The organism is Variovorax sp. 10N420, from assembly GCF_056394705.1.
In genome coordinates this window covers 1-22,454 of the sequence record NZ_JBFTIJ010000023.1, presented here as the reverse complement: position 1 = coordinate 22,454, position 22,454 = coordinate 1, and the positions used below count along the sequence as shown (strand labels likewise).

The window sequence follows — 22,454 nt, the reverse complement described above, 5'->3', positions numbered from 1 at the left end:
CTCAGCGCAGAAAAGCGTCGTATGCGGTTTTCAGGATGAGCACGCTCACCACCCCGATAAAAACCTTTCGGACGAAACCCGCGCCATGCTTGATCGCGACGCGAGCGCCGATCACGCTTCCAGCGACGTTCGCGACCGCCATCACCAGGCCGTAGCGCCATATCACGTGTCCCTTGAGGCCGAGCAGCAGCAGGGCGCCCAGGTTGGTCATCGTGTTCAGCAGCTTGGCCGACGCAGCCGCATTCAGAAAGTCGTAACCGAGCCAGCGCACGAAGACGAAGACGAAAAAGCTCCCGGTGCCGGGGCCGAAGAATCCGTCGTAGACCCCGAGGGTGAAGCCGATCAGCGCTGTTGCAGCCAACTCTGCTCGGCCACTGAAGTTCGGCGCATGGTGATGGCCCATGTCCTTGCGCGCGAGGGTATAGAGAAGCAGCACCACCAGAATGATGGGGAGCAGCTTGCGCAGGAAATCGCCTGGCACCACCGTCACGCCCCATGCGCCGACCAGTGCGCCGGAAAAGGCGAGGGCGGCAGCGGGAATCAAGGTGCGCCAGCGCAGCCCGACCCGATGATGAAACTGCGCAGTGGCCGCGGCTGTGCCCCAGACCGAGGCGCTCTTGTTGGTGCCGAGCAAGGTGGCCGGCGCAGCGCCAGGAAGCACGCTGAACAGTGCCGGCACCAGGATCAATCCGCCTCCGCCAACGATCGAATCGACAAAGCCCGCGAACAGCGAGGCCAGGGTGAGCACCAGAATTTCCATGAGAGGGACCAAAAGAAAAGGCGCCGACCAGCGGCGCCTTGTTCAAAAAAACGGCATCTCGTCCGGATGCCTTTTGTCGATTGTTCTGATTCTACGAAAGATGTCTCCTCGGTCCCCCGCGCACCGGGCAGGCCCGTTTGCGAGTGCCGTGACTTTATTCGGCGCACCGGTGCAGTGCATCGGGGATTACCCGTCAAACTGCAACAACTGGAAACGCTGTGAATCAGGCGTCGTTTTGACGCACCCATGCAGCCGCCTTCTCGGCCATCATCAACGTGGGGCTGTTCGTGTTGCCGCTGGTGATGGTGGGCATGGCGCCTGCGTCGACCACCCGAAGTCCTGCGACGCCGCGCACACGCAAGCGTCCGTCCAGCACCGCCATCGGGTCGCCGTCGGCACCCATCCGGGTGGTGCCGACCGGATGGAAGATGGTGGTCGCGATATCGCCGGCGAGCCGGGCGAGCTCTTCGTCGGTTTGGTATTGCGTCCCGGGCTTCCACTCCTCGGGGCAATATTTCGCCAGGGCGGGCTGCGACGCGATGTTCCGCGTGACGCGCAGCGAATCGGCCGCGACTTTGCGGTCCTCGTCAGTGCTCAGGTAGTTGGGGGTGATGGCTGGCGCATCCTCGAAGCGCGGGCTCCTGATGTGCACGCTGCCGCGGCTGGTCGGGTTGAGGTTGCAAACACTCGCGGTGAAGGCCGGAAAGCTGTGGAGCGGCTCCCCAAAGGCGTCGAGCGAGAGCGGCTGCACGTGGAATTCGAGGTTGGGCCATTCATAGGCCGGGGAACTGCGCGTGAAGGCGCCGAGCTGCGAAGGCGCCATGCTCATGGGGCCGCTTCGCTTGAAGAGATATTCCATGCCGATCTTTGCCTTGCCGTACACCGAAGAGGCCAGCACGTTGAGCGTCTCCGCGTTCTGGATCTTGTAGACCGCGCGGATCTGGAGATGGTCCTGCAGGTTGGCGCCGACGCCGGGCGCATCGAGCATCACGTCGATGCCATGCCGACGCAGAAGCTCGGCGGGTCCTATGCCGGAGAGTTGCAGGATCTGCGGTGTGCCGATGCTGCCGGCGCAAAGGAGCACTTCGCGCGTGGCATGGGCAACCACCATTTCGTGCCCATCCCACACTTGCACGCCGGTGCAGCGCGGGCTGCCGTCGCGCTGCGGCTCGAACAGGAGCCGCGACACATGCGCCCCGGTCCAGAGCTCGAAGTTCGGCCGGCCATAGCAGGTCGGGCGAAGAAACGCCTTTGCCGTGTTCCAGCGCCATCCGTTCTTCTGGTTGACCTGGAAGTAACCGACGCCCTCATTGCTGCCGCGATTGAAGTCAGTGCTGTGAGGCACGCCAGCTTGTACTGCGGCTTCGGCGAAAGCATCGAGGATGTCCCAGCGCAGGCGTTGCTTCTCGACCCGCCATTCGCCGCCGGCGCCGTGCATGTCGTCGGCTCCAAGGTAGTAATCCTCGTGCTTCTTGAAGGCGGGCAGGACATTGCTCCAGCGCCATTCGTCGTCACCCGTGATGCGCGCCCATTGGTCATAGTCGCGCGACTGGCCCCGCATATAGATCATCCCGTTGATGCTCGACGAGCCGCCCAGCGTCTTGCCGCGCGGATAGCGCAGCGTACGGCCGTTGAGCCCCACGTCAGGCTCCGTCCTGTAGAGCCAATCCGTTCGTGGATTGCCGATGCAATACAGATAGCCCACCGGAATGTGAATCCAGTGATAGTCATCCCTCCTGCCCGCCTCGATGAGCAGCACGCGGCGTCGCTTGTCCGCGCTCAGGCGATTGGCCATGAGCGACCCGGCCGTGCCGCCGCCGATGATGATGTAGTCGAATGTGGTGTCGCTCATTGCGGCGTGCTTGTCTCAATGTAGTTGCGGTCTATACGCGGGCGCCAGTATGCGGCCGCCGCCGGGCCGCCCCAAGGCGAGCCGTGCCTCCCCGTCGGGGGGTGGAGTTACACGAAGCGAAGCGCAGTGAAAAGCCGGGGGGCCAATCAGCTAGCCGTCGGCATCACGAATTCGGCCCCCTTGCCGATGCTCTCCGGCCAGCGCTGCATGATCGATTTCTGCTTCGTATAGAAGCGCACGCCTTCTTCCCCGTAGGCATGCATGTCGCCGAACAGGCTCTTCTTCCAGCCGCCGAAGCCATGCCATGCCATCGGCACGGGGATCGGCACATTGATGCCCACCATCCCCACCTGAATGCGCCGCGAGAACTCGCGCGCCACGTTGCCGTCACGCGTGAAGCACGAGACGCCGTTGCCGAATTCATGGGCGTTGATCAGGTCGACGGCTTCCTTCAGGTCGTGCACGCGCAGGCACGAAAGCACCGGGCCGAAGATCTCTTCCTTGTAGATGCGCATGTCGGGCGTGACGTTGTCAAACAGCGTGCCGCCCATCCAGAAGCCATCGTCGCAGCCTTCGCCCGCCGCCTTGCCGCTGAAGCCGCGCCCGTCCACCACCAGCTTCGCGCCTTCCTTCTCACCTTGGGCGATGTAGCCCGTGATGCGCTCGTGGGCAGCGCGGGTGACGATCGGCCCCATCTCCGCATCCAGCTCGGTGCCGTTCTTGATCTTCAACGTCCTGGCGCGTTCGGCAAGGAGCGGCATGATCTTGTCGGCCACACCGCCGACCAGCACCGCCACGCTGATCGCCATGCAGCGCTCGCCAGCCGACCCGTAGCCCGAACCAATCAGCGCGTCCACCGTCTGCTCGATGTCCGCATCGGGCATCACCACCATGTGGTTCTTCGCGCCGCCCAAGGCCTGCACGCGCTTGCCGTGCCGTGCGCCGGTCTCGTAGATGTAGTTGGCAATGGGCGTCGAACCGACAAAGCTGATGGCTTTGACGTCCGCATGTTCGAGCAGCGCGTCGACCGCTTCCTTGTCGCCCTGGACCACGTTGAACACGCCGTCGGGCAGTCCGGCTTCCTTGAGCAATTCGGCCATTCGCAGTGAAGGGCTCGGATCCGTCGGGCTGGGCTTGAGCACGAAGGTATTGCCCGCGGCGATGGCGACCGGGAACATCCACATCGGAACCATCACGGGAAAGTTGAACGGCGTGATGCCGGCGACGACGCCCAGGGGCTGGCGCATCGTCCAGTTGTCCATGCCTGTGGAGACCTGATCGGTGTAGTCCCCCTTGAGAAGCTGCGGGATGCCGCACGCGAATTCGACGATGTCAATGCCGCGCGACACCTCGCCCTGCGCGTCGGTAAAGACCTTGCCGTGCTCGGCGGTGATCAGATGAGCGAGTTCGTCCTTGTGCTTGTTGAGAAGTTCGAGGAACTTGAACATCACGCGGGCCCGGCGGATCGGCGGTGTGTCGGCCCATGCCGGGAACGCCGCCTGTGCGGCGGCTACAGCCGCGTCGACGTCGCTGCGGCCGGCCAGCGCCACAGTGCCCGTTGCCACGCCGGTCGCCGGATTGAAGACGTCCTGGCTGCGCGTAGACTTCGGCGCAGCGACGCGGCCGCCGATGTAATGATGGATGGGGGTCTTGCTCATCTGCATGACGTTCTCCTACCGGCGCCGGGCCGGCTGATTGCGTGAATGGGAAATCGACCGGAAATCGATTCAACCATTGATTGTGGCAAACGTTGGCCCCGAGTCCTGCTGCCGACTCGCGCGGTTACGATGTTGCACGCTACTGTCTTTCCCAACCACCACAGCATGCCCTCCGAGTCCCTGTCGCCCGCCGTAGCGCAAGATGCCGAAAGCATCAGGCCGCGCGTGGAGGAGCGCCGGCAGGACGACGGAAACTGGGCCGTGGCCAGCGGCCGCTGGACGGCGCTCGCGATGTCTTCGCGCCGAACCTGGGACGCGCTGTCGAGCAATCTCGCCGGCGTTCCGGCCAACGACGATCGGCTCTGGGATTTGCGGCCGATCGAGCAGCTCGACCACATCGGCGCGCAATTGCTCTGGAACCATTGGCACCAGGCGTGGCCGGCGAAGGTCGAGATGGACTCGCAGCACAAGGCCGTGCTGGACCAGGTCGCCCTGTACACCTGCAGCGCACCTGCCGAACCCGGTTTGACGCTGGCCGATCGTTTCAAGGCCTTTGCGCACAACGGCCCGCGCATGATGTTCGTGGCGCGCGATTTTCTACGACTCATCGGGCAACTCACACTGGACATCGGCAGGCTTGTGCGGGCGCCGCATCGCGGCCCCTGGCGGGACTTTTCGGGGCAGATTTATCAGTTCGGCACCACGGCATTGCCGATCACCGCGCTGGTGGGCCTCCTGATCGGGGTGGTATTGGCTTACCTTACGTCCCAGCAATTGCGGCAGTACGGGGCTGAAACCTTCATCGTGAACATCCTTGGCTTGTCACTGATCCGCGAACTCGGCCCCGTGCTGGCCGCGGTGTTGATCGCCGGGCGTTCCGGCTCGGCCATCACCGCGCAGATCGGCGTCATGCGAGTGACCGAGGAACTCGACGCCATGCGCGTGATGGGCATTCCGCACGGCTTCAGGCTCGTGATGCCCCGCGTGCTGGCGCTGGCGATCGCAATGCCGCTCATCAGCATGTGGACCTCGATGGCGGCGCTGTCCGGCGGAATGATCGCTGCCGATCTCTCGCTCGACATCTCTCCTGCATATTTCATGTCGGCGCTGCCGCGCGCGGTGCCGATGTCCAACCTCTGGCTGGCAATGGCGAAGTCGGCCGTCTTCGGCATTCTCATTGCGCTGATCGGCTGCTACTTCGGCATGAAAGTCAAACCGAACACCGAGAGCCTCGGCCGGGGCACGACATCGTCGGTGGTGGCGTCCATCACGGTCGTGATCCTCGTGGATGCACTGTTCGCGGTGCTCTTCAAAGGCGTGGGGTTTCGCTGATGGCCGAAGCAACAAGCGGCAATGCGTCCTCGCCTGTGGTTGATATCCGCAAGCTCTGGACCGTCTTCAAGTCGCCGGATGGCGAACAGGTGGTGCATCGCGATCTCGACCTCACGATCCAGCGCGGAGAAGTCCTGTCGCTCGTGGGCGGATCGGGCACCGGCAAGACCGTGCTGTTGCGCCAGATTCTGGGGCTCGAGCATCCGACCAAGGGCGAGGTCACCGTGCTGGGACATCTACCGGGGCAACTCGGCGCCAAGGAAGCCGCCAATGTCGGCATGCTCTTTCAGCACGGAGCGCTGTTCTCCGCATTCAGCGTTCTCGACAACATCGCGTTTCCGCTGAGGGAGCTCAAGCTGCTGCCCAACGATCTGATCCGGGACGCCGCGCTGGTCAAGTTGCAAATGGTCGGCCTGGATCCGAAGCACGCGTCCAAGAGCCCTGCCGATTTGTCCGGCGGGATGATCAAGCGGGTGGCACTGGCGCGGGCTTTGATCATGGACCCGCCATTGCTGTTGCTCGACGAACCCACGGCCGGCCTCGATCCCGAAGGGGCCGACGGCTTCTGCGATTTGCTGCTCGGATTGCATCGCGAACTCGGACTCACGGTGGTGATGGTCACGCATGACCTGGACACGCTCTTCGAGCTGAGCACGCGCATTGCAGTGCTGGCGGACCAGAAGGTCATCGTCGCCGGAACGGCACGCGACGTGATCGCCTATCCCCATCCGTTCATCCACGAATACTTTCTCGGCGGCCGTGGCCAGCGCGCCATGGAGGCGCTGCATGACCACTCCGCGCCAGCGCCGCTTGCTGCTCGCACGGGCAGCGGTGCGGCCCCCTCGTTCGAAAGGTAGCTGCCATGGAAAACAAGGCCCACGCCCTCGCCGCCGGAGCCTTTGTGCTCGGCCTCATCGCGGTGCTTGTCGCCCTGGTGGTCTGGCTCACGCGCGACGACACCGTGCGCAACATCTATGAGCTGTCCACCCGCGACGCGGTCAGTGGACTGCAGCCGCAGGCGATGGTCCGTTATCGCGGCATCGCGGTCGGCAAGGTGGCATCGATCGACTTCGACCCCAAGGTCAAGGGCAATGTCCGCGTGCGCATCACCGTTGACGAACGCGTGCCGCTCACGACGTCGACCTTTGCCACCCTGAGCTATCAAGGCGTGACCGGGCTGGCTTTCATTGCGCTCGACGACAAGGGAGAGTCGCAGGTGGCATTGGTGCCCGACAACAGCAATCCGCCGCGCATTCCGCTCAAGCCATCGCTGCTTGCTCAACTGCAGGACCGGGGCGAGGCGATCATCGGCAAGGTCGAGGAAGCGACGGGCCGCATCAATACGCTCTTCAGCAGCGAGAACCAGAAGCGCATTGCGGACGCGCTCGAGAACATCTCGCAGGCGGCGGCCAGTGCCAATGAACTCACGCGCTCGCTGGACAACACGGTGAAGACGGGCCTGAACCCGGCGCTGAAGGCGCTGCCGCCGCTGGTGGATCGCACCAAGGACACGATGATCACTGTGAAGGCGGCGGCCGGTGATGTTTCGCGCGTTGCAAAGAATCTCAATACCACCGTCGGCCGCCTCAATGCCGCGGACGGGCCGATCGATCGACTGGGCGAAGGTACGAAGGCTCTGTCGCAGGCGGTGGATTCATTCAACACGGCCACCTTGCCGCGCGTGAACCGAGTTGCGGACGACACTTCGAGGGCCGTGCGCCGCCTCGGGCGCGCGGCGGAGAGCATCAACGAGAACCCGCAATCGCTGCTGTTCGGTACGGGCGGCGTGGACGCGGGGCCGGGTGAGCCAGGCTTCACGTCGCCGCCTGGTTCGGCCGCCCGCCATTGAAGACACCATCATGAAAATACGTGACGCACTGAAGATCGCTGCGGTCGAACCTGGTTGGAGTCGCTTGTGGGCGATCGGCAGCTTCGCGGCCCTCCTCGCCATTGGAGGGTGCGGCGCTTTGCCCGACAAGCCCGCTCGTGCGACGCTTTACGATTTCGGCCCCGGACCTCTGGCGACAACGCCCGCAGCAGCACCAGCGGCCACGCCGGCGCTGCCGACGCTAGCACTGGCCGATTTCGACGCCTCGTCACGCCTGGACGGCACTCAGATGCTCTACCGCCTTGGCTATGCCGATGCGAACGAAGTTCACCCCTACGGTCAATCGCGCTGGAGCCAGCCGCCCGCCCAATTGCTGCGTCAGCGCGTGCGCGACGCCTTGGCCGCGGACCGGACCGTGCTCGGCCCGGAGGAGAGCGCGATGATCGCCCGCACCCAAGGCCGGGTGCCCGACACGCTGCGTGTATCGCTTGAGGAGTTCAGCCATTTCTTCGAATCGCCGGACAAGAGCGCAGGATGGGTTCGCGTGAATGCCACGCTCATACGCAGCAACGCGGGCGGCGATCGCGTCCTCGCGCAACGAAGTTTCGCGGCGCGGAGGCCCGCGCCGACCAACGACGCGCCGGGAGGAGTGAAAGCGCTCGCCGCGGCCACCGATGCCGTCGTTGCAGATCTGGTGGCCTGGGTGGCGCAGGCTCGCTGAATCGACCGGAGCCGCGGCATGCAGCGTATCGGACTCATTTCTGACACCCATGGCCTGCTGAGGCCCGAAGCGCTGGCCTTCCTGCGCGGCTGTCAGCACATCATTCATGGCGGCGACATCGGCGAGCAACGGATCCTCGACGAACTGGCCGCCATTGCCCCGGTGACCGCAGTGCGCGGCAACAACGACATGGCGCCGTGGGCGAAGGACGTGCCGGACACGGCGGTGATCGAAATCGATGGCGTGCGCGTGTATGCGATTCACGACCTGGGGCAACTGGACATCGATCCCGCCGCTGCAGGCGTGCGTGTGGTGATGTCAGGGCACTCGCATCGGCCGCTTGCACGGGAAAGAGACGGCGTCCTGTACATCAATCCCGGCAGCGCAGGACCCAGGCGGTTCAAGCTGCCGATCTCGGCGGCCGAACTTCTGTTGGATGGCGGCGCCGTCACGTCTCGAATCGTCGAACTGGTAGCGCGATAACCGCAGCTTCAAAGGGTCCGACGAAGCACCGGAAAGAGCGTACTGAGTCCGACGGACATCACTTCGACCGCCAAGGCGGCGAGGATAAGCCCCATCAAACGCGTCATCACGTTGATGCCCGTCTTGCCAAGCACTCTCGCGATCGGCTCCGCCAGCGAAAACGTGACGCCGGTCGCGACACCGATCACGACGCCGTAGCCGACCAGGACCGCGAGTTCCCAGACGTGCTGCGCTCTTTCGGCAAAGATGACCACCGTCGACATGGTCGCCGGTCCGGTCAGCAACGGAATGGTGAGCGGCACCACCGCAATGGAGGCGCCGAGTGAAGCCTTCACTTCGGCTGCGCGGATTTCGTCGCTAGTGGATTTCGATTCGGCCGGCTGAGCGTTGAGCATGCTCAGGGAACTCATCAGCAGCAACATGCCCCCACCGACCTGAAAGCTCGCGATCGAGATGCCGAAGAACGAAAGCAGCTGCAGCCCCAATAGCGCGCTGACCGCTATCACGACGAACGCACTGAAAGCGGACACCCAGGCTGTGCGCCTGCGCTGCTGTTCGGTGCAACCGTGCGTATAGTGGATGAAGAACGGCACGATCGCCAGGGGGTTCACGATGGCCAGCAGCGTGATCAGCGGCTTGATCAGGTCCATCGTCTGGTTGGCCATCTAGCGCCCGCCTGTCACATCGAGAATTGTTGCCGTGACGTAGCTCGCCTCTGCCGAAAGCAGCCAGACAATTCCGTTGGCGACTTCTTCGGCGCTGCCTGTGCGCTTCATGGGGACAGTCGGTGCGAGCTGCGCAGCCCGATCGGGAAGTCCGCCGGACGCATGGATCTCGGTGTCGATCAGCCCAGGCCGCACGGCATTGACGCGAATGCCTTCATCGGCAACCTCCTTGGCCAAGCCGATGGTGAAGCTGTCGATGGCGCCCTTGCTCGCCGCGTAGTCGACGTACTGGCCCGGCGATCCGAGCCGCGCCGCGGCGCTGGAGAGGTTCACGATGGCGCCGCCGCTCCCGCCGTGCCGCGTGCTCATGCGCCGGACGGCCTCGCGGGCGCACACGAAGCTGCCGATCACGTTGATGCGCATCATGCGTTCAAGACGCTCCACCGTCATCTCGTCCACTCGCGCCTGCATGTCGACCACACCGGCGTTGTTGACCAGCCCGGTCAGCGGGCCGAGCTTGGCGTCCACCTTCTCGAACATGGCCCGCACCTGCGCTTCATCGCCCACGTCGGCTTGCACTGTGATTGCGGTTCCGCCGCCTGCGCGGATGGTTCGGACGACCTCGTCGGCAGCCAGCGAATTGCGCGTGTAGTTGATCGCGACCGCGTACCCTCGCTGCGCAGCCAGCAGGGCGGTAGCGGCGCCGATTCCACGGCTGCCGCCGGTGATCAGAAGCACCTGGTTCAAATCCCATCTCCTGCACGGAAGCCGTGCCTCAGTTAAAAACGACCGCATGGATTACACACCGAGGAGACGCCCGTGAGCCGCAGCATCGACTACTACTTCACGCCGCAAAGCCCATGGACCTATCTCGGGCATGCGAGATTCACCGACATTGCAAAGTCCTGCAATGCCGATGTGCGGATAAGGCCGATCGACGTCGGCGCGGTTTTTCCGGTTTCCGGCGGCCTCCCTCTGGGCAAGCGCGCGCCGCAGCGGCAGGCCTACAGGCTGGTCGAACTCGCTCGCTTTTCGCGTCACCTGGACATTCCGCTGAACCTGAAGCCCAAGTTCTTTCCTGTTGCCAGCGACGACGCGGCACGGCTCATCATCGCGGTAGACCTCCACGACGGCACCGAAGTCGCGTTGAAGCTCTGCGGCGCCATCTTTGCCGCTGTGTGGGTGCAAGAGCGCAACATTGCCGATCCGAAGGTGCTCGAGGCGCTCGTCACCGAGCACGGGCTTTCGCCGCGCCGGGTCGAGCAGTCGCTCAGCCAGGCCGTGCAGGAGCGCTACGAGGACTACACACAGCAGGCGATCGACGCCAAGGTCTTTGGCGCACCCAGCTATGTCGTCGATGGCGAAATCTTCTGGGGCCAGGATCGCCTGGAGTTCGTCGAACGAGCCCTCAAACAACAACCATCAACCGCAGGAGCATGACCATGGGTCAATTTATCGAACTCACCGCCAAAGACGGCTTCAAGTTTCCCGCGTATGTCGCGGAGCCGTCCGGCAAGCCCAAGGGCGCCGTGGTGGTCGTTCAGGAGATTTTTGGCGTGAATTCGCACATCCGCTCCGTGGCGGACGGCTATGCCGCCGATGGCTACCTGGCGGTCGCGCCGGCGACTTTCCACCGCGTGAAGCAGGGCGTCGAGCTGGGCTACTCGGAAGACGACATGAAGGCCGGCTTCGCGCTGAAGACGGCCGTCGAAGCCCTTCCGGCTCCGGGCGTGCTGCAGGACTTGCAGGCGGCAGTCGACTATGCAGCGAAGGCCGGCAAGGTCGGCATCGTGGGTTATTGCTGGGGCGGCCTGCTGACGTGGCGCGCCGCGGCAAAGGTGTCCGGCCTCGCGGCCGCGGCGCCTTACTACGGCGGCGGAATGACCACGCCGGAGGAAAGCGCGCTCAAACCGAATGTGCCGGTGCTCGCGCACTTCGGCAGCAATGACCACTGGATCCCACTCGACACAGTTGAAGCTTTCAAGAAGGCGCATCCTGACGTCGAGGTGCATGTCTACGAATGCGGACACGGTTTCAACTGCGATCAGCGCGGCTCCTATGACGCCGAAGCCGCCAAGCTTGCACGGCAACGGACCGTCGCCTTCTTCGCCAAGCATCTCGCTGCTTGAGCGCAGGGAGCCTCAGCTCGGCGCCTTTGCCGGGCTGCGGCGCCGGGGCGCAATGCGCCGCGTCGATTTGATCGGTCGCTCTGACTTTCGGATGCGCAACTCCAGGAAGTCGAGCAGCGCGCGCAGTGCGGCACTGTTGTGGCGGCGCTGGGTATATGCCGCATACAGCCATAGATCGGTCGGCATGTAGTCCTTCAACACCGGCACGAGCGCACCGCGCTCGATGTGGGGCTGAGCCATCGCCATCGGAACGCACACCGCGCCGAGTCCGGTGAGCGCAATGGCCGTCAGCAAGGCGGTGTCGTTGGCGTCCATGCGGCTGGACACCGGAACGCTGTAGGGCTCTCCGTCGACCTCGAACGGCAGGCTCGGCGTGGTGCCCAGCAATGAGTACGTCAGGACGTCATGCTGGCGCATGTCGTCCGGCTTTTCGGGCAGGCCGCGCTTGGCCCAATAGCTGGGTGTGGCGCAAAGCGCCAGATCCATCACCTGCAATCGCCGGACGATCAGGTTTTCGTCTCGGATGCGTCCGAGGCGCAGAGCGATGTCGACGCCTTCCTCGACCAGGTCGATGACACGGTTGCTCATGTGCAGGCTCAAGTGCACATCCGGGTACATGGACATGAACTCGCCAACCAAGTCAGGGAATGTGCTCTGGGCGAGCCCGTGCGGCGCCGTGATCCGCAGCCGTCCACGCGGATGGCCGGCGTGATCCTGCAGTTCACTTTGCGTGAGTTCGATCATTTCCATCAGCGGCTTGCTACGCTCGAGCAGCAAGTGGCCGGCGTCGGTCAAGCTGACGGAGCGCGTCGAGCGGTTGAGCAGCCGTACGCCGAACCGCTCTTCGAGATGGGCCACGTACTTGCTGACGTTAGCCTTGGACATGCCGAGCGCGGTTGCCGCGCGCGAAAAGCTGCCTCGGGCGGCAACTTCGCGAAAGGTTTTGAGTAGATCAAGACCGTCCATTCAATTCCTATTGTTTCTGTTTGACGAACACGGCGGTTCATTTTCATAGGGGTTTATACCTACTCTTCAGTCGTAAGCTTCCACCTCACAGAACAGCGAAGGCTGATCTGGATGAACGACATCCCTCCCAAGTCAATGAAGGAACACTGAAATGAACGCCTTGAAGATCATCGCTGCAGCCGCTCTCTCGATTCTCGCCGCCGCTGGTGCGCAAGCCGAAACCTATGACGGCGTTCACGCACCGGTGTCTGCAAACAGCCGCGCCGACGTGAATGCGCAAGCCGTCGTTGCAGCCCGCACCGACAACCCGTATGCCGAAGCAACGTCGTCGCGCGTGGCACCTGCACTGACCGCTTCTGCTGATCGCTCGGCCATCCGCGCCCAAGCAGTCGCGACGGCTCACGAAGCGAACCAGAACCTGGATCGCAAAGCTTTTGTGAACAGCGTCATTCCGTCGCAATACAACATCGTGCGTCCGGTGACGCAACAAGCTGGTCTCTGATCCTCGGATCGCGACGGAGCCGGATCTCGCAAGCGCGCGGGTCCAGCTTCAGGCTGGCTGCAATAGGGCACAACATTGTTTCCGCCGAGGAAACGCCGTGTCTCTTTTCTCAGTGTTTTCCCCATGGTGATTCACCGGAAACTTCAACGCACAGGCCAGCGACAGCGAGCCTGGCTCAAAAACTCCGACGAATCAAAGGAACTGAAAAATGAAGACCTCGAAAATCCTCGCCGCTGCCGCTCTCTCGATCCTCGCTGCCGCAGGCGCTCAGGCCGAAACGTACCAAGGCGTGCAAACGAGCGTCTCGGCAAAGAGCCGCGACGAAGTCGGTGCCGAAGCCATTCGTGCCGCTTCCGCCGCTGACCAGAACATCCCCCGCGGTTCCCGTGGTGCGGAGCCGTTCAAGCCAGTCGCTGATTCGGCCACGGTTCGCGCTCAAGCCATCGCCACCGCGAGCGCTCCGGACCAGAACGTATCGGCTGGTTCGCGCGTGAACAGCCGTGTGATCTCGACCATGAACAATCAGGCTCAGCCGCGCGTTCAAGCCCAAAAGGAAGGCGCAGCCACGGCCAAGTAATTCTGGCTGTCTGCTGAGCAAATAAAAAAAGAGCCGGACGGCGCGCGAGCGCCGACCGGCTCTTTTTTTATGTGCCTGCTGCAGCCTCGTTTGCCTCTCAACCCTGCTTCAGCAGCCGCGCTGCCTCGAGCGCGAAATAGGTGAGCACACCATCAGCCCCGGCCCGCTTGAATGCCAGGAGGCTCTCGAGCATCACTCCGTCGTGGTCGAGCCAACCGTTCTGTGCCGCCGCCTTGAGCATCGCGTATTCACCGCTTACCTGGTAGGCGAATGTCGGCACATGGAACTCGTCCTTCACTCGCCGAACAATGTCGAGGTACGGCATCCCGGGCTTGACCATCACCATGTCCGCGCCCTCGGCGATGTCAATCGCGACTTCGCGCAAGGCTTCGTCGCTGTTGCCGGGGTCCATCTGGTAGACCTTCTTGTTGCTCTTGCCAAGGTTTGTGGCCGAACCGACCGCATCGCGAAATGGCCCATAGAAGGCGCTGGCGTACTTCGCGCTGTAGGCCATGATCCGCGTGTGAATGTCGCCACGCGCTTCCAGCGCATGGCGGATCGCGCCGATCCGGCCGTCCATCATGTCGCTTGGTGCCACGATGTCCACGCCTGCCTGCGATTGCGTGAGTGCCTGCTTGACCAGTACTTCTACTGTGGGATCGTTGAGGATGTACCCGGTCTCGTCGAGGAGGCCGTCCTGGCCATGGCTGGTGTAAGGGTCCAGCGCGACGTCGGTCATCACTCCGAGTTCCGGGAACCTTGCCTTCAACGCCGCAACCACCCGCGGAACCAGGCCGTTCGGATTGCAAGCTTCATCGCCTCCCGGCGTCTTGAGACTTGGGTCGATCACGGGAAACAAGGCGATCACCGGAACGCCCAGTTCAACGCATTCCTCGGCCACGAGCAAAAGGGTGTCCAGGCTCAGCCGCTCCACCCCCGGCATCGAGGGGACCGCGTCGCGTCGCTTTTCCCCTTCTTGCACGAAAACGGGATAGATCAGGTCGTGCGCCGAGAGCCTGTGCTCGCGTACCAGGTTGCGCGTGAAGGCGTCCCGGCGAAGGCGGCGCGGCCGACCTGCGGGGAAGGGGGCATGAAGGGTCATGTCGAAAATTGTGCCCCAAGACATCCGAGAACTCTTTGGCCTCTTTGAGTCAGCTCCAAACAAAATCGCGCGAAAACGAACTCTTCTTGTTGCGTTTCCAAGCCGAATGTTCGAAAAAAGTCACCGTTAGCTTGATAGGTTGTTTTGCCTTTGTTAAATTCTGTCTTGGGCGGCTTGCCGCTCCCCGCTTTTCCTCCCTGAGCGGGTGCCTTGATGTGTGACAGCAAAAGGGCTTCCCAGCCCGGCGTTTTTGGCGCCGGGCTTTTTTTTGCCTTCAGGCACACCCACTACACTGCAGCACCATGCTTTGGGTCAAATCGCTGCACATCGTCTTCATCACCAGCTGGTTTGCGGGCCTGTTCTATTTGCCGCGAATCTTCGTCAATCTGGCGATGGTCGCGCCCGAGTCAGTTTCGGAACGTGCGCGGCTTTTGCTCATGGCGCGAAAGCTTTTTCGCTTCACTACATTCCTCGCGGTCCCGGCAATCGGCTTCGGCGCCTGGCTATGGCTCGGCTATGGCATTGGCCGCGGTCCCGGCAACGACTGGATGCACGCGAAGCTGGCGCTGGTGCTTCTCGTGATCGGTTACCACCACGCATGCGGCGTGCTCTTGCGCCACTTCCTGGCTGGCGATGTCCGGCGCAGTCACCGCTGGTACCGATGGTTCAACGAACTGCCGGTGTTTCTTTTGCTCGGAATCGTAGTGCTGGTTGTCGTCAAGCCTTTCTGAGCCCCGTGGCAGCGCCGCACAAATCCGTCGCCCTTCCGCTGACACTGGCGTACGCGGCGCTCATCGTCTACGCAAGCCTTTATCCTTTCTCCGAATGGCGCGACCAGGGGATTGCTCCGTGGGCATACCTGGCTGCCCCATGGCCCAGATACTGGACAGCGTTTGATTTTGGAATCAACGTCGTGGGCTACTTGCCATTGGGTTTCCTGGCGGCCGTCTCCATCGTCCGCGCTCGGCCCGGAACGGGCGCAGCCCCAACCATTTTTCGCGCGACAGCTGTGGGTGCGGCAGTCTCCTTCGCAATGGAGACTCTGCAAAGCTATCTGCCCGCGCGCATTCCCTCGAACGTCGACCTGGGGCTGAACACCGCCGGAGCCCTTCTTGGAGCGGTGCTCGCAGTGGCATTCGAGCACTTTGGCGCTGTTGCGCACTGGCATCGGACCCGCTCCACGTGGTTCGTCGAAGAGTCTCGCGGGGGCCTTGTCCTGCTTGCACTCTGGCCACCCGCATTGTTGTTTCCCGCTGCGGTAACGTTCGGCCTCGGGCAAGTGTTCGAGCGTGTCGAAAACGGAATCTCCGAATGGCTTGTGGACACGCCATTTATCGACTGGCTGCCTGTCCGCCAGTTCGAGCTCGAGCCGCTGGTCCCAGGCGTGGAAATGCTCTGCGTCATGCTGGGCGCATTGGTGCCTTGCCTGCTCGGTTTTTTGATCACGCGCTCTATCGTGCGCCGCGCAATACTGCTGCCGCTGACGCTGCTGGTCGGTATTGCGACAACGGCTTTGTCGGCAGCCCTGAGTTACGGTCCGACGCACGCGTGGGCTTGGCTGAGTCTGCCGGTCCAGATCGGCATCGCGGCCGCGCTCTTCGTGGGCGTTCTTCTCCTGCCATCGAAGCGACGGCTTTGCGCGGCATTGCTTCTTGTGGCGGTCGTGGTGCATCTCAGCCTGTTGAACCAGGCGCCGGAAAGTGCCTACTTTGCCCAGACCCTCGCAACTTGGGAGCAGGGGCGGTTCATACGATTCCATGGACTGGCGCAGTGGCTGGGATGGATCTGGCCCTTTGCCACTTTGGGATATGTCCTGGCGGTGTTGTCGGGTCGCTCACGGGGAGTCTCCTAGGCGGAGCGACCTTGTCCCCGTGAATGCATCGGCGCTGCCGCGCTCCCTACAATGACCCGATGTCCAGAACAAGCCCCCCCGCGCCAGCGAGTTACTACGGCCGCCACATCTTCTTCTGCCTGAACGAACGCAAGAGCAGCGAAGACTCTTGCTCCAAGCACAACGCCCAGGGCGGGTTCGATCGCTGCAAGGCGCGCGTCAAGGAGGCGGGATTGTCCGGGCCGGGAAAGGTCCGCGTCAACAAGGCGGGCTGCCTGGATCGATGCGCCGGCGGCCCTGTGGCTGTGGTCTATCCGGAAGGCGTCTGGTACACCTTCGTCGATAAGGACGACATCGACGAAATCGTCGAGTCTCACCTGAAAAACGGCCAGGTCGTCGAGCGCCTGCTGCTCCCGCCGGACGTAGGTCGTTGATCTCCCGCCAATGAATTCGCACACTGAAAGACTCCTGCTGAATGGCGCAGCTGGCGCCATCGAGGTCCTCCGCGACCCGGCGGTTGAAGGAATCCCGCCGCGCGGTGTGGCAGTCATCGCGCATCCTCACCCGCTTTTTGGCGGGACGATGGACAACAAGGTCGTCCAGACGCTTGCTCGCGCTTTCGTTGCCTGCGGCTGGATTGCGGTGCGCTTCAATTTTCGCGGCATCGGGGCCAGCGAGGGCGTCCACGATGAAGGGCGCGGCGAATGCGAAGACATGCTTTCCGTGATCGAGCAAGTGGCGCTTGGCGAGCCTTTGGCGATCGCCGGTTTTTCGTTCGGAGCCTTCGTGGCGAGTTGCGCCGTCGAAAAGCTCTCGGGATCGCGGGACATCTCCCAGATCGTCCTCGTCGGAACGGCCGCCTCGCGATTTTCGGTCTCCAGTTTGCCGACGGAGTGGCACGAACGCGCTCTCGTCATTCATGGCGAGCAGGACGACACCGTGCCGCTGGCTGCGGTAATGGACTGGGCAAGGCCGCAGGCACTTCCTGTGACAGTCGTTCCGGGCGGCGGACATTTCTTCCACGGACAATTGCCGCTGCTCAAGAATCTCGTGACCCGCCACCTACGCGCGGGCTAGCTTCCTCCTCGCATTCCCGAATTTCCGCGTCCGCTTTTTCGCATCCTCATGAATCGCTTCGTCAAGGCGCTGCGCGCGTTTGCAGTAGCCGCTGCCGCTTCCCTTTGTCTAGCTGCGGTCGCCCAAGTGCCCGCACCACCGGAGGTGGCTGCGCGCAGCTTCTTGTTGCTGGACGTAACGGCCAACCAGATGCTGGCGCAGAAGGACATCGACAGTCCTGTCGAGCCCGGTTCGCTGGCCAAGCTGATGTCCGCCTATCTCGTCTTCGATGCACTGAAGTCCAGGAAGATCACTCTTGAACAGCCACTGCCAGTCAGCGCTCGAGCCTGGAAGATGCCTGGTTCGCGTATGTTCATCGATCCGAAAATGCACGTGCCGGCCGAAGATTTGATCAAGGGAATGATCGTCCAGTCGGCGAACGACGCCACGATGGTCCTGGCCGAAGCGGTGGGAGGCACCGTCGAGCATTTCGTCGAATCGATGAACGATCAGGCCAAGGTCCTCGGACTAAAGAACACCGTCTATAAGAACCCGGAAGGGCTTGCGGCACCGGGACAAGCCACCACGGCGCGTGATCTCGGCGTCCTTGCGACCCGACTGATCCGTGACTTTCCCGAGTACATGCATTTCTTTGCGATCAAGAAGTATCGCTTTCCGGGAACACCCTCCACCAACGACACCAGCCGGAATTTGCTGCTGTTTCGCGATCCGACGGTCGATGGGCTCAAGACAGGCCATACCGAATCCGCGGGCTATTGCCTGGTGGCGACTGCCAAGCGCGACTTCCCGAACCTCAGCGGCGGGCGGCGCCTGATTTCGATCGTGCTGGGGGCCTCCGGCGAAAACGCGCGCGCCAACGAATCCCAGAAGCTCTTGAACTGGGGCTATACGTCGTTTGATGACGTCCTCCTGTTTGAGGCCAATCAACCGGTGGCGACCCCTGCTGTCTGGAAGGGCAAGGAGAGCACTGTCCAGCTGGGAAGGCCCGAGGCGATCGTGGTGGCAGTTCCTGCAGGCTCCGCAACCAAGATCAAGACGCAAGTGGTCCGTCCAGATCCTTTGGTCGCCCCGTTTGCCAAATATCAGCCGGTCGGGTCACTGAAAATCACGCTAGCAGATCAATCCCTCGCCGACGTGCCACTGGTGGCGCTTGGCGCAGTTGATCAGGCAGGTGTCCTTGGCCGTGCATGGGATGCAATCCGCCTCTGGATCAAGTAGCAGTCCCGGCGAAATCGATCGTCTTTGATTTGCCCTGGATCTGCCGCCTTGCTATACTCGCGGGCTTTTCGGAAAAATCCGAAGGGTTTCACGTTTTCGTTATTCCCGGCCTCCTTACACCATGTCACGTCATGAAGAGGAATCTGGCCGGGGTGTTTTGGGACTTATTCATTCATGCCAACCATCAATCAACTGGTGCGTCAGGGTCGCGAGGTCGAAAAGATCAAGTCGAAGAGCCCTGCCATGCAGAACTCGCCGCAACGTCGTGGCGTCTGCACCCGGGTCTACACCACAACCCCGAAGAAGCCGAACTCGGCATTGCGCAAGGTTGCCAAGGTGCGCCTGACCAATGGCTTCGAAGTCATTTCCTACATTGGCGGCGAAGGCCACAATCTCCAGGAACATAGCGTCGTGCTGGTTCGTGGCGGTCGTGTAAAGGATCTGCCCGGAGTTCGCTATCACATCGTTCGCGGTTCCCTGGACCTGCAGGGCGTGAAGGATCGCAAGCAGTCGCGCTCCAAGTACGGCGCAAAGCGCCCTAAGAAGGCTTAACGCTTTCTGTCGTTCAGCGGTGCTCAATTGCCTTGGCGGGCAATCGAGCGAAGTGACCCGCTTTTGGGTCGAGTAAGTGAGGGCTCTAGTCGGCTCTCGCGGTGCCGGAAGCCGGTGCCAACTGAAGCAAAGAGGTTAGAAATATGCCACGTCGTCGCGAAGTCCCCAAACGTGAAATCCTGCCGGATCCCAAGTACGGCAATGTCGAGCTGTCGAAATTCATGAACGTGATCATGGAAGGCGGCAAGAAGGCGGTCGCAGAACGCATCATCTATGGTGCCTTGGACCAGATCGAGAAGAAGAACCCGGGCAAGGACCCGCTGGAGGCCTTCACGATCGCCATCAACAATGTGAAGCCGATGGTCGAAGTGAAGTCGCGCCGGGTTGGTGGTGCGAACTACCAGGTGCCTGTTGAAGTGCGTCCGGTTCGCCGTCTCGCCCTCTCGATGCGCTGGATCAAGGAGGCCGCCCGCAAGCGCGGCGAAAAGTCGATGGCCCTGCGTTTGGCCAACGAACTCATGGAAGCCACCGAAGGCCGTGGTGGTGCTATGAAGAAGCGTGACGAAGTGCACCGCATGGCCGAGGCGAACAAGGCCTTCAGCCACTTCCGCTTCTAAAGAGTCGTCCCCTAATCAGGCTGGCTGGAAGCCCGACCCACCGATGCGGTGGGCGGGCTTTCATCCGTTAATGGAGTAATTTCATGTCACGCAAGACCCCCATCGAGCGCTACCGCAACATTGGTATTTCCGCGCACATCGACGCCGGCAAGACCACCACGACCGAGCGCATTCTTTTCTACACGGGTGTCACCCATAAGCTGGGCGAGGTGCACGATGGTGCGGCGACCACCGACTGGATGGAGCAAGAGCAGGAGCGCGGCATCACGATCACGTCTGCCGCCGTGACCTGTTTCTGGAAGGGCATGGACCACTCCTTCCCCGAGCACCGTATTAACATCATTGACACCCCCGGTCACGTGGACTTCACGATCGAGGTGGAGCGTTCCATGCGCGTGCTGGACGGCGCCGTGATGGTGTACGACTCGGTCGGCGGCGTGCAGCCCCAATCCGAAACGGTTTGGCGCCAAGCAAACAAGTACAAGGTGCCGCGCCTCGCATTTGTGAACAAGATGGACCGCGTCGGCGCCAACTTCTTCCGCGTTCGTCAGATGATGGTTGATCGTCTACGCGCCAATCCCGTGCCAATCGTGATCCCCATCGGTGCCGAGGACAAGTTCCAGGGAGTCGTCGATCTGCGCAAGATGAAGGCAATCTTCTGGGACGAGGCCTCGCAGGGTATGAAGTTCGAGTTCCGCGACATCCCCGCCGAGTTGCTGGAGTCGGCCAAGGAGTGGCGCGAGAAGATGATCGAGAGCGCGGCCGAGGCTTCCGAGGAGCTGATGAACAAGTACCTTGAAGAGGGCGACCTCAGCGAGGCCGAAATCACTCTGGGTCTGCGTACGCGCACAATTGCCGGCGAGATTCAGCCGATGCTGTGCGGCAGTGCGTTCAAGAATAAGGGTGTGCAGCGCATGCTCGACGCAGTGATCGAGCTCATGCCTTCGCCTTTGGATATTCCGCCCGTCGGAGGCACCGACGAGGACGAAAAGGAAGTAAATCGTAAGCCGGACGACGCCGAAAAGTTCTCTGCCTTGGCGTTCAAGCTGATGACCGATCCATACGTGGGTCAACTCACATTCGTGCGTGTCTATTCCGGCGTGCTGAGCAAGGGCGACACGGTTTACAACCCGGTGAAGGGCAAGAAGGAGCGCATCGGTCGTATCGTCCAGATGCACGCTAACGAGCGCTTGGAGATCGAGGAAATTCGCGCTGGCGACATCGCCGCCTGTGTGGGACTGAAAGACGTGACTACCGGCGAAACGCTCTGCGATCCCGACTCCGTCATTACCCTCGAGCGCATGGAGTTCCCAGAGCCGGTTATCTCGCAGGCCGTGGAGCCGAAGACCAAGGCCGATCAGGAAAAGATGGGCATCGCACTGCAGCGTCTCGCCTCGGAAGATCCATCGTTCCGCGTTCGAACCGATGAAGAATCTGGGCAGACCATTATTTCGGGCATGGGCGAGCTCCACCTCGAAATCATCGTTGATCGCATGAAGCGCGAGTTTGGCGTTGAAGCCAATGTCGGCAAGCCGCAGGTTGCTTACCGCGAAACCATCCGCAAGACCGTCGAAGATGCTGAAGGCAAGTTCGTCCGTCAATCAGGCGGTAAGGGACAGTACGGTCACGTTGTGCTCAAGCTTGAGCCGAACGAAGCTGGCAAGGGCTTCGAATTCGTCGACGCAATCAAGGGCGGCGTGGTGCCGCGCGAGTACATCCCCGCGGTTGAAAAGGGTGTCATTGAAGCCCTGGGCCAAGGCGTGTTGGCGGGTTACCCGGTCGTAGACGTTAAGGTCACGCTGCATTTCGGCTCGTACCACGACGTGGACTCGAACGAGATGGCATTCAAGATGGCCGCAATCTTCGGCTTCAAGGAAGGGGCCCGCAAGGCAAGCCCCGTGATCCTCGAGCCGATGATGGCGGTGGAAGTCGAGACGCCTGAAGATTACGCGGGTAACGTGATGGGCGATCTATCCTCTCGCCGTGGCATGGTCCAGGGCATGGACGACATGATCGGTGGCGGCAAGGTCATCAAGGCCGAAGTCCCCTTGTCCGAAATGTTCGGCTACTCGACTACTTTGCGCTCGGCGACCCAAGGTCGAGCCACCTACACGATGGAATTCAAGCACTATTCCGAGGCTCCCCGCAACGTTGCTGAAGCCATCGTTGCATCCCGCGCCAAGTAAGCTCGAATTTTCAGTTGTCTGCGACTGTGTGCCCCTCGTTGCCCGTGGCGAGGGAAGCAGCAACACAGTGCAGACGTAAAACCCTACACGGGCCTGCTCTTCAAGGATAGAAAATGGCAAAAGGAAAATTCACCCGCACGAAGCCGCACGTGAACGTGGGCACGATTGGTCACGTTGACCATGGCAAGACGACTCTGACGGCGGCGATCGCGACGGTGCTGTCGGCGAAGTTCGGCGGCGAAGCTAAGGCCTACGACCAGATCGACGCGGCGCCCGAAGAGAAGGCGCGCGGGATCACGATCAACACCGCGCACGTGGAGTACGAGACGGCCAACCGTCACTATGCGCACGTGGACTGCCCGGGGCACGCTGACTATGTGAAGAACATGATCACTCAC

25 protein-coding genes are annotated in these 22,454 nt (G+C 62.2%); 18 read left to right on the top strand and 7 right to left on the bottom strand.

Annotated elements, in window-relative coordinates; translation table 11 throughout:
* Position 1: 1 nt before the first annotated feature.
* From AC1DEK_RS29275 to AC1DEK_RS29265, 3 genes are all read right to left on the bottom strand, one after another.
* Positions 2–760, bottom strand: coding sequence for a sulfite exporter TauE/SafE family protein (locus AC1DEK_RS29275; protein WP_478128831.1), 759 nt, complete (start codon positions 758–760; stop codon positions 2–4).
* A 223-nt stretch (positions 761–983) separates the two neighbouring features.
* Positions 984–2,612 (bottom strand): GMC family oxidoreductase, encoded by a 1,629-nt coding sequence (locus AC1DEK_RS29270; RefSeq protein ID WP_478128830.1) that lies wholly within the window; start codon positions 2,610–2,612, stop codon positions 984–986.
* 146 nt (positions 2,613–2,758) lie between these two features.
* Complete coding sequence (locus AC1DEK_RS29265) at positions 2,759–4,270, bottom strand: CoA-acylating methylmalonate-semialdehyde dehydrogenase (protein ID WP_478128846.1); 1,512 nt, start codon at positions 4,268–4,270, stop codon at positions 2,759–2,761.
* 165 nt (positions 4,271–4,435) lie between these two features.
* On the opposite strand from AC1DEK_RS29265, the gene AC1DEK_RS29260 reads away from it, so the two are divergent.
* The 5 genes from AC1DEK_RS29260 to AC1DEK_RS29240 are packed head-to-tail and all read left to right on the top strand — an operon-like array spanning position 4,436 to position 8,634.
* Positions 4,436–5,602, top strand: coding sequence for an MlaE family ABC transporter permease (locus AC1DEK_RS29260; protein ID WP_478128829.1), 1,167 nt, complete (start codon positions 4,436–4,438; stop codon positions 5,600–5,602).
* The gene (locus tag AC1DEK_RS29255) at positions 5,602–6,459 is read left to right on the top strand and encodes an ABC transporter ATP-binding protein (RefSeq protein ID WP_478128828.1); all 858 of its coding nucleotides are present in this window, start codon (positions 5,602–5,604) and stop codon (positions 6,457–6,459) included. The genes AC1DEK_RS29260 and AC1DEK_RS29255 overlap by 1 nt, the downstream gene beginning before the upstream one ends.
* Positions 6,460–6,464: 5 nt before the next feature.
* Positions 6,465–7,451 carry an MlaD family protein gene (locus AC1DEK_RS29250; protein ID WP_478128827.1) on the top strand — a complete coding sequence of 329 codons (987 nt, stop codon included), beginning with the start codon at positions 6,465–6,467 and terminating at the stop codon, positions 7,449–7,451.
* A gap of 10 nt (positions 7,452–7,461) precedes the next feature.
* On the top strand, positions 7,462–8,151 hold the full coding sequence (locus tag AC1DEK_RS29245; protein ID WP_478128826.1) for an ABC-type transport auxiliary lipoprotein family protein: 690 nt from the start codon (positions 7,462–7,464) through the stop codon (positions 8,149–8,151).
* 18 nt (positions 8,152–8,169) lie between these two features.
* Positions 8,170–8,634 (top strand): metallophosphoesterase family protein, encoded by a 465-nt coding sequence (locus tag AC1DEK_RS29240; RefSeq protein WP_478128825.1) that lies wholly within the window; start codon positions 8,170–8,172, stop codon positions 8,632–8,634.
* Between the two features lie 8 nt (positions 8,635–8,642).
* Here the strand turns inward: AC1DEK_RS29240 and AC1DEK_RS29235 are convergent, their stop codons facing one another.
* Both AC1DEK_RS29235 and AC1DEK_RS29230 read right to left on the bottom strand, forming a co-directional pair.
* Positions 8,643–9,299 carry a MarC family protein gene (locus AC1DEK_RS29235; protein ID WP_478128824.1) on the bottom strand — a complete coding sequence of 219 codons (657 nt, stop codon included), beginning with the start codon at positions 9,297–9,299 and terminating at the stop codon, positions 8,643–8,645.
* A complete protein-coding gene (locus tag AC1DEK_RS29230; RefSeq protein ID WP_478128823.1) occupies positions 9,300–10,046 on the bottom strand; it encodes an SDR family oxidoreductase in 747 nt (248 codons plus the stop codon).
* A gap of 72 nt (positions 10,047–10,118) precedes the next feature.
* On the opposite strand from AC1DEK_RS29230, the gene AC1DEK_RS29225 reads away from it, so the two are divergent.
* Both AC1DEK_RS29225 and AC1DEK_RS29220 read left to right on the top strand, forming a co-directional pair.
* Positions 10,119–10,739, top strand: a complete 621-nt coding sequence (locus tag AC1DEK_RS29225; RefSeq protein ID WP_478128822.1) for a DsbA family protein — start codon at positions 10,119–10,121, stop codon at positions 10,737–10,739.
* 2 nt (positions 10,740–10,741) lie between these two features.
* Positions 10,742–11,428: a dienelactone hydrolase family protein gene (locus tag AC1DEK_RS29220; RefSeq protein ID WP_478128821.1), complete on the top strand. Its 687-nt coding sequence runs from the start codon at positions 10,742–10,744 to the stop codon at positions 11,426–11,428.
* 12 nt (positions 11,429–11,440) lie between these two features.
* Here AC1DEK_RS29220 and AC1DEK_RS29215 read toward each other — a convergent pair whose 3' ends face one another.
* On the bottom strand, positions 11,441–12,394 hold the full coding sequence (locus tag AC1DEK_RS29215; RefSeq protein WP_478128820.1) for a LysR family transcriptional regulator: 954 nt from the start codon (positions 12,392–12,394) through the stop codon (positions 11,441–11,443).
* 151 nt (positions 12,395–12,545) lie between these two features.
* On the opposite strand from AC1DEK_RS29215, the gene AC1DEK_RS29210 reads away from it, so the two are divergent.
* Positions 12,546–12,896, top strand: a complete 351-nt coding sequence (locus AC1DEK_RS29210; protein WP_478128819.1) for an alpha/beta hydrolase — start codon at positions 12,546–12,548, stop codon at positions 12,894–12,896.
* Between the two features lie 208 nt (positions 12,897–13,104).
* Positions 13,105–13,473: a DUF4148 domain-containing protein gene (locus tag AC1DEK_RS29205; protein ID WP_478128818.1), complete on the top strand. Its 369-nt coding sequence runs from the start codon at positions 13,105–13,107 to the stop codon at positions 13,471–13,473.
* A 97-nt stretch (positions 13,474–13,570) separates the two neighbouring features.
* On the opposite strand, the gene hemB is transcribed toward AC1DEK_RS29205, so the two are convergent.
* The gene (gene hemB, locus AC1DEK_RS29200; RefSeq protein WP_478128817.1) at positions 13,571–14,575 is read right to left on the bottom strand and encodes a porphobilinogen synthase; all 1,005 of its coding nucleotides are present in this window, start codon (positions 14,573–14,575) and stop codon (positions 13,571–13,573) included.
* 302 nt (positions 14,576–14,877) lie between these two features.
* Between hemB and AC1DEK_RS29195 the strand changes: the two genes are divergently transcribed.
* From AC1DEK_RS29195 to AC1DEK_RS29155, 9 genes are all read left to right on the top strand, one after another.
* Entirely contained in the window at positions 14,878–15,306 is a 429-nt protein-coding gene (locus tag AC1DEK_RS29195; protein ID WP_478128816.1) for a CopD family protein, read from the top strand.
* A 5-nt stretch (positions 15,307–15,311) separates the two neighbouring features.
* Positions 15,312–16,427, top strand: coding sequence for a VanZ family protein (locus AC1DEK_RS29190; protein ID WP_478128815.1), 1,116 nt, complete (start codon positions 15,312–15,314; stop codon positions 16,425–16,427).
* A gap of 59 nt (positions 16,428–16,486) precedes the next feature.
* The gene (locus AC1DEK_RS29185) at positions 16,487–16,840 is read left to right on the top strand and encodes a (2Fe-2S) ferredoxin domain-containing protein (protein WP_478128814.1); all 354 of its coding nucleotides are present in this window, start codon (positions 16,487–16,489) and stop codon (positions 16,838–16,840) included.
* A 10-nt stretch (positions 16,841–16,850) separates the two neighbouring features.
* Positions 16,851–17,483, top strand: coding sequence for an alpha/beta hydrolase (locus AC1DEK_RS29180; RefSeq protein ID WP_478128813.1), 633 nt, complete (start codon positions 16,851–16,853; stop codon positions 17,481–17,483).
* Between the two features lie 48 nt (positions 17,484–17,531).
* Complete coding sequence (locus AC1DEK_RS29175) at positions 17,532–18,701, top strand: D-alanyl-D-alanine carboxypeptidase family protein (RefSeq protein ID WP_478128812.1); 1,170 nt, start codon at positions 17,532–17,534, stop codon at positions 18,699–18,701.
* 174 nt (positions 18,702–18,875) lie between these two features.
* Positions 18,876–19,253, top strand: a complete 378-nt coding sequence (gene rpsL, locus AC1DEK_RS29170; protein ID WP_028249584.1) for a 30S ribosomal protein S12 — start codon at positions 18,876–18,878, stop codon at positions 19,251–19,253.
* Positions 19,254–19,396: 143 nt separating this feature from the next.
* Positions 19,397–19,870, top strand: coding sequence for a 30S ribosomal protein S7 (rpsG, locus tag AC1DEK_RS29165; protein WP_077002363.1), 474 nt, complete (start codon positions 19,397–19,399; stop codon positions 19,868–19,870).
* 83 nt (positions 19,871–19,953) lie between these two features.
* The gene (fusA, locus tag AC1DEK_RS29160; RefSeq protein ID WP_478128811.1) at positions 19,954–22,056 is read left to right on the top strand and encodes an elongation factor G; all 2,103 of its coding nucleotides are present in this window, start codon (positions 19,954–19,956) and stop codon (positions 22,054–22,056) included.
* Between the two features lie 113 nt (positions 22,057–22,169).
* On the top strand, positions 22,170–22,454 hold a 285-nt coding region (locus tag AC1DEK_RS29155), incomplete at its 3' end, for a GTP-binding protein (RefSeq protein ID WP_478128810.1).

Excerpts from the sequence above, each read along its gene's own strand:
- fusA (WP_478128811.1), top strand. The coding sequence starts at position 19,954 with ATGTCACGCAAGACCCCCATCGAGCGCTACCGCAACATTGGTATTTCC.
- AC1DEK_RS29265 (WP_478128846.1), bottom strand. The coding sequence starts at position 4,270 with ATGAGCAAGACCCCCATCCATCATTACATCGGCGGCCGCGTCGCTGCG.
- AC1DEK_RS29175 (WP_478128812.1), top strand. The coding sequence starts at position 17,532 with ATGAATCGCTTCGTCAAGGCGCTGCGCGCGTTTGCAGTAGCCGCTGCC.
- AC1DEK_RS29235 (WP_478128824.1), bottom strand. The coding sequence starts at position 9,299 with ATGGCCAACCAGACGATGGACCTGATCAAGCCGCTGATCACGCTGCTG.
- AC1DEK_RS29210 (WP_478128819.1), top strand. The coding sequence starts at position 12,546 with ATGAACGCCTTGAAGATCATCGCTGCAGCCGCTCTCTCGATTCTCGCC.
- AC1DEK_RS29250 (WP_478128827.1), top strand. The coding sequence starts at position 6,465 with ATGGAAAACAAGGCCCACGCCCTCGCCGCCGGAGCCTTTGTGCTCGGC.
- AC1DEK_RS29245 (WP_478128826.1), top strand. The coding sequence starts at position 7,462 with ATGAAAATACGTGACGCACTGAAGATCGCTGCGGTCGAACCTGGTTGG.
- AC1DEK_RS29185 (WP_478128814.1), top strand. The coding sequence starts at position 16,487 with ATGTCCAGAACAAGCCCCCCCGCGCCAGCGAGTTACTACGGCCGCCAC.
- rpsL (WP_028249584.1), top strand. The coding sequence starts at position 18,876 with ATGCCAACCATCAATCAACTGGTGCGTCAGGGTCGCGAGGTCGAAAAG.
- AC1DEK_RS29215 (WP_478128820.1), bottom strand. The coding sequence starts at position 12,394 with ATGGACGGTCTTGATCTACTCAAAACCTTTCGCGAAGTTGCCGCCCGA.
- rpsG (WP_077002363.1), top strand. The coding sequence starts at position 19,397 with ATGCCACGTCGTCGCGAAGTCCCCAAACGTGAAATCCTGCCGGATCCC.
- AC1DEK_RS29260 (WP_478128829.1), top strand. The coding sequence starts at position 4,436 with ATGCCCTCCGAGTCCCTGTCGCCCGCCGTAGCGCAAGATGCCGAAAGC.
- AC1DEK_RS29240 (WP_478128825.1), top strand. The coding sequence starts at position 8,170 with ATGCAGCGTATCGGACTCATTTCTGACACCCATGGCCTGCTGAGGCCC.
- AC1DEK_RS29205 (WP_478128818.1), top strand. The coding sequence starts at position 13,105 with ATGAAGACCTCGAAAATCCTCGCCGCTGCCGCTCTCTCGATCCTCGCT.
- hemB (WP_478128817.1), bottom strand. The coding sequence starts at position 14,575 with ATGACCCTTCATGCCCCCTTCCCCGCAGGTCGGCCGCGCCGCCTTCGC.
- AC1DEK_RS29180 (WP_478128813.1), top strand. The coding sequence starts at position 16,851 with ATGAATTCGCACACTGAAAGACTCCTGCTGAATGGCGCAGCTGGCGCC.
- AC1DEK_RS29195 (WP_478128816.1), top strand. The coding sequence starts at position 14,878 with ATGCTTTGGGTCAAATCGCTGCACATCGTCTTCATCACCAGCTGGTTT.
- AC1DEK_RS29275 (WP_478128831.1), bottom strand. The coding sequence starts at position 760 with ATGGAAATTCTGGTGCTCACCCTGGCCTCGCTGTTCGCGGGCTTTGTC.
- AC1DEK_RS29220 (WP_478128821.1), top strand. The coding sequence starts at position 10,742 with ATGGGTCAATTTATCGAACTCACCGCCAAAGACGGCTTCAAGTTTCCC.
- AC1DEK_RS29270 (WP_478128830.1), bottom strand. The coding sequence starts at position 2,612 with ATGAGCGACACCACATTCGACTACATCATCATCGGCGGCGGCACGGCC.
- AC1DEK_RS29255 (WP_478128828.1), top strand. The coding sequence starts at position 5,602 with ATGGCCGAAGCAACAAGCGGCAATGCGTCCTCGCCTGTGGTTGATATC.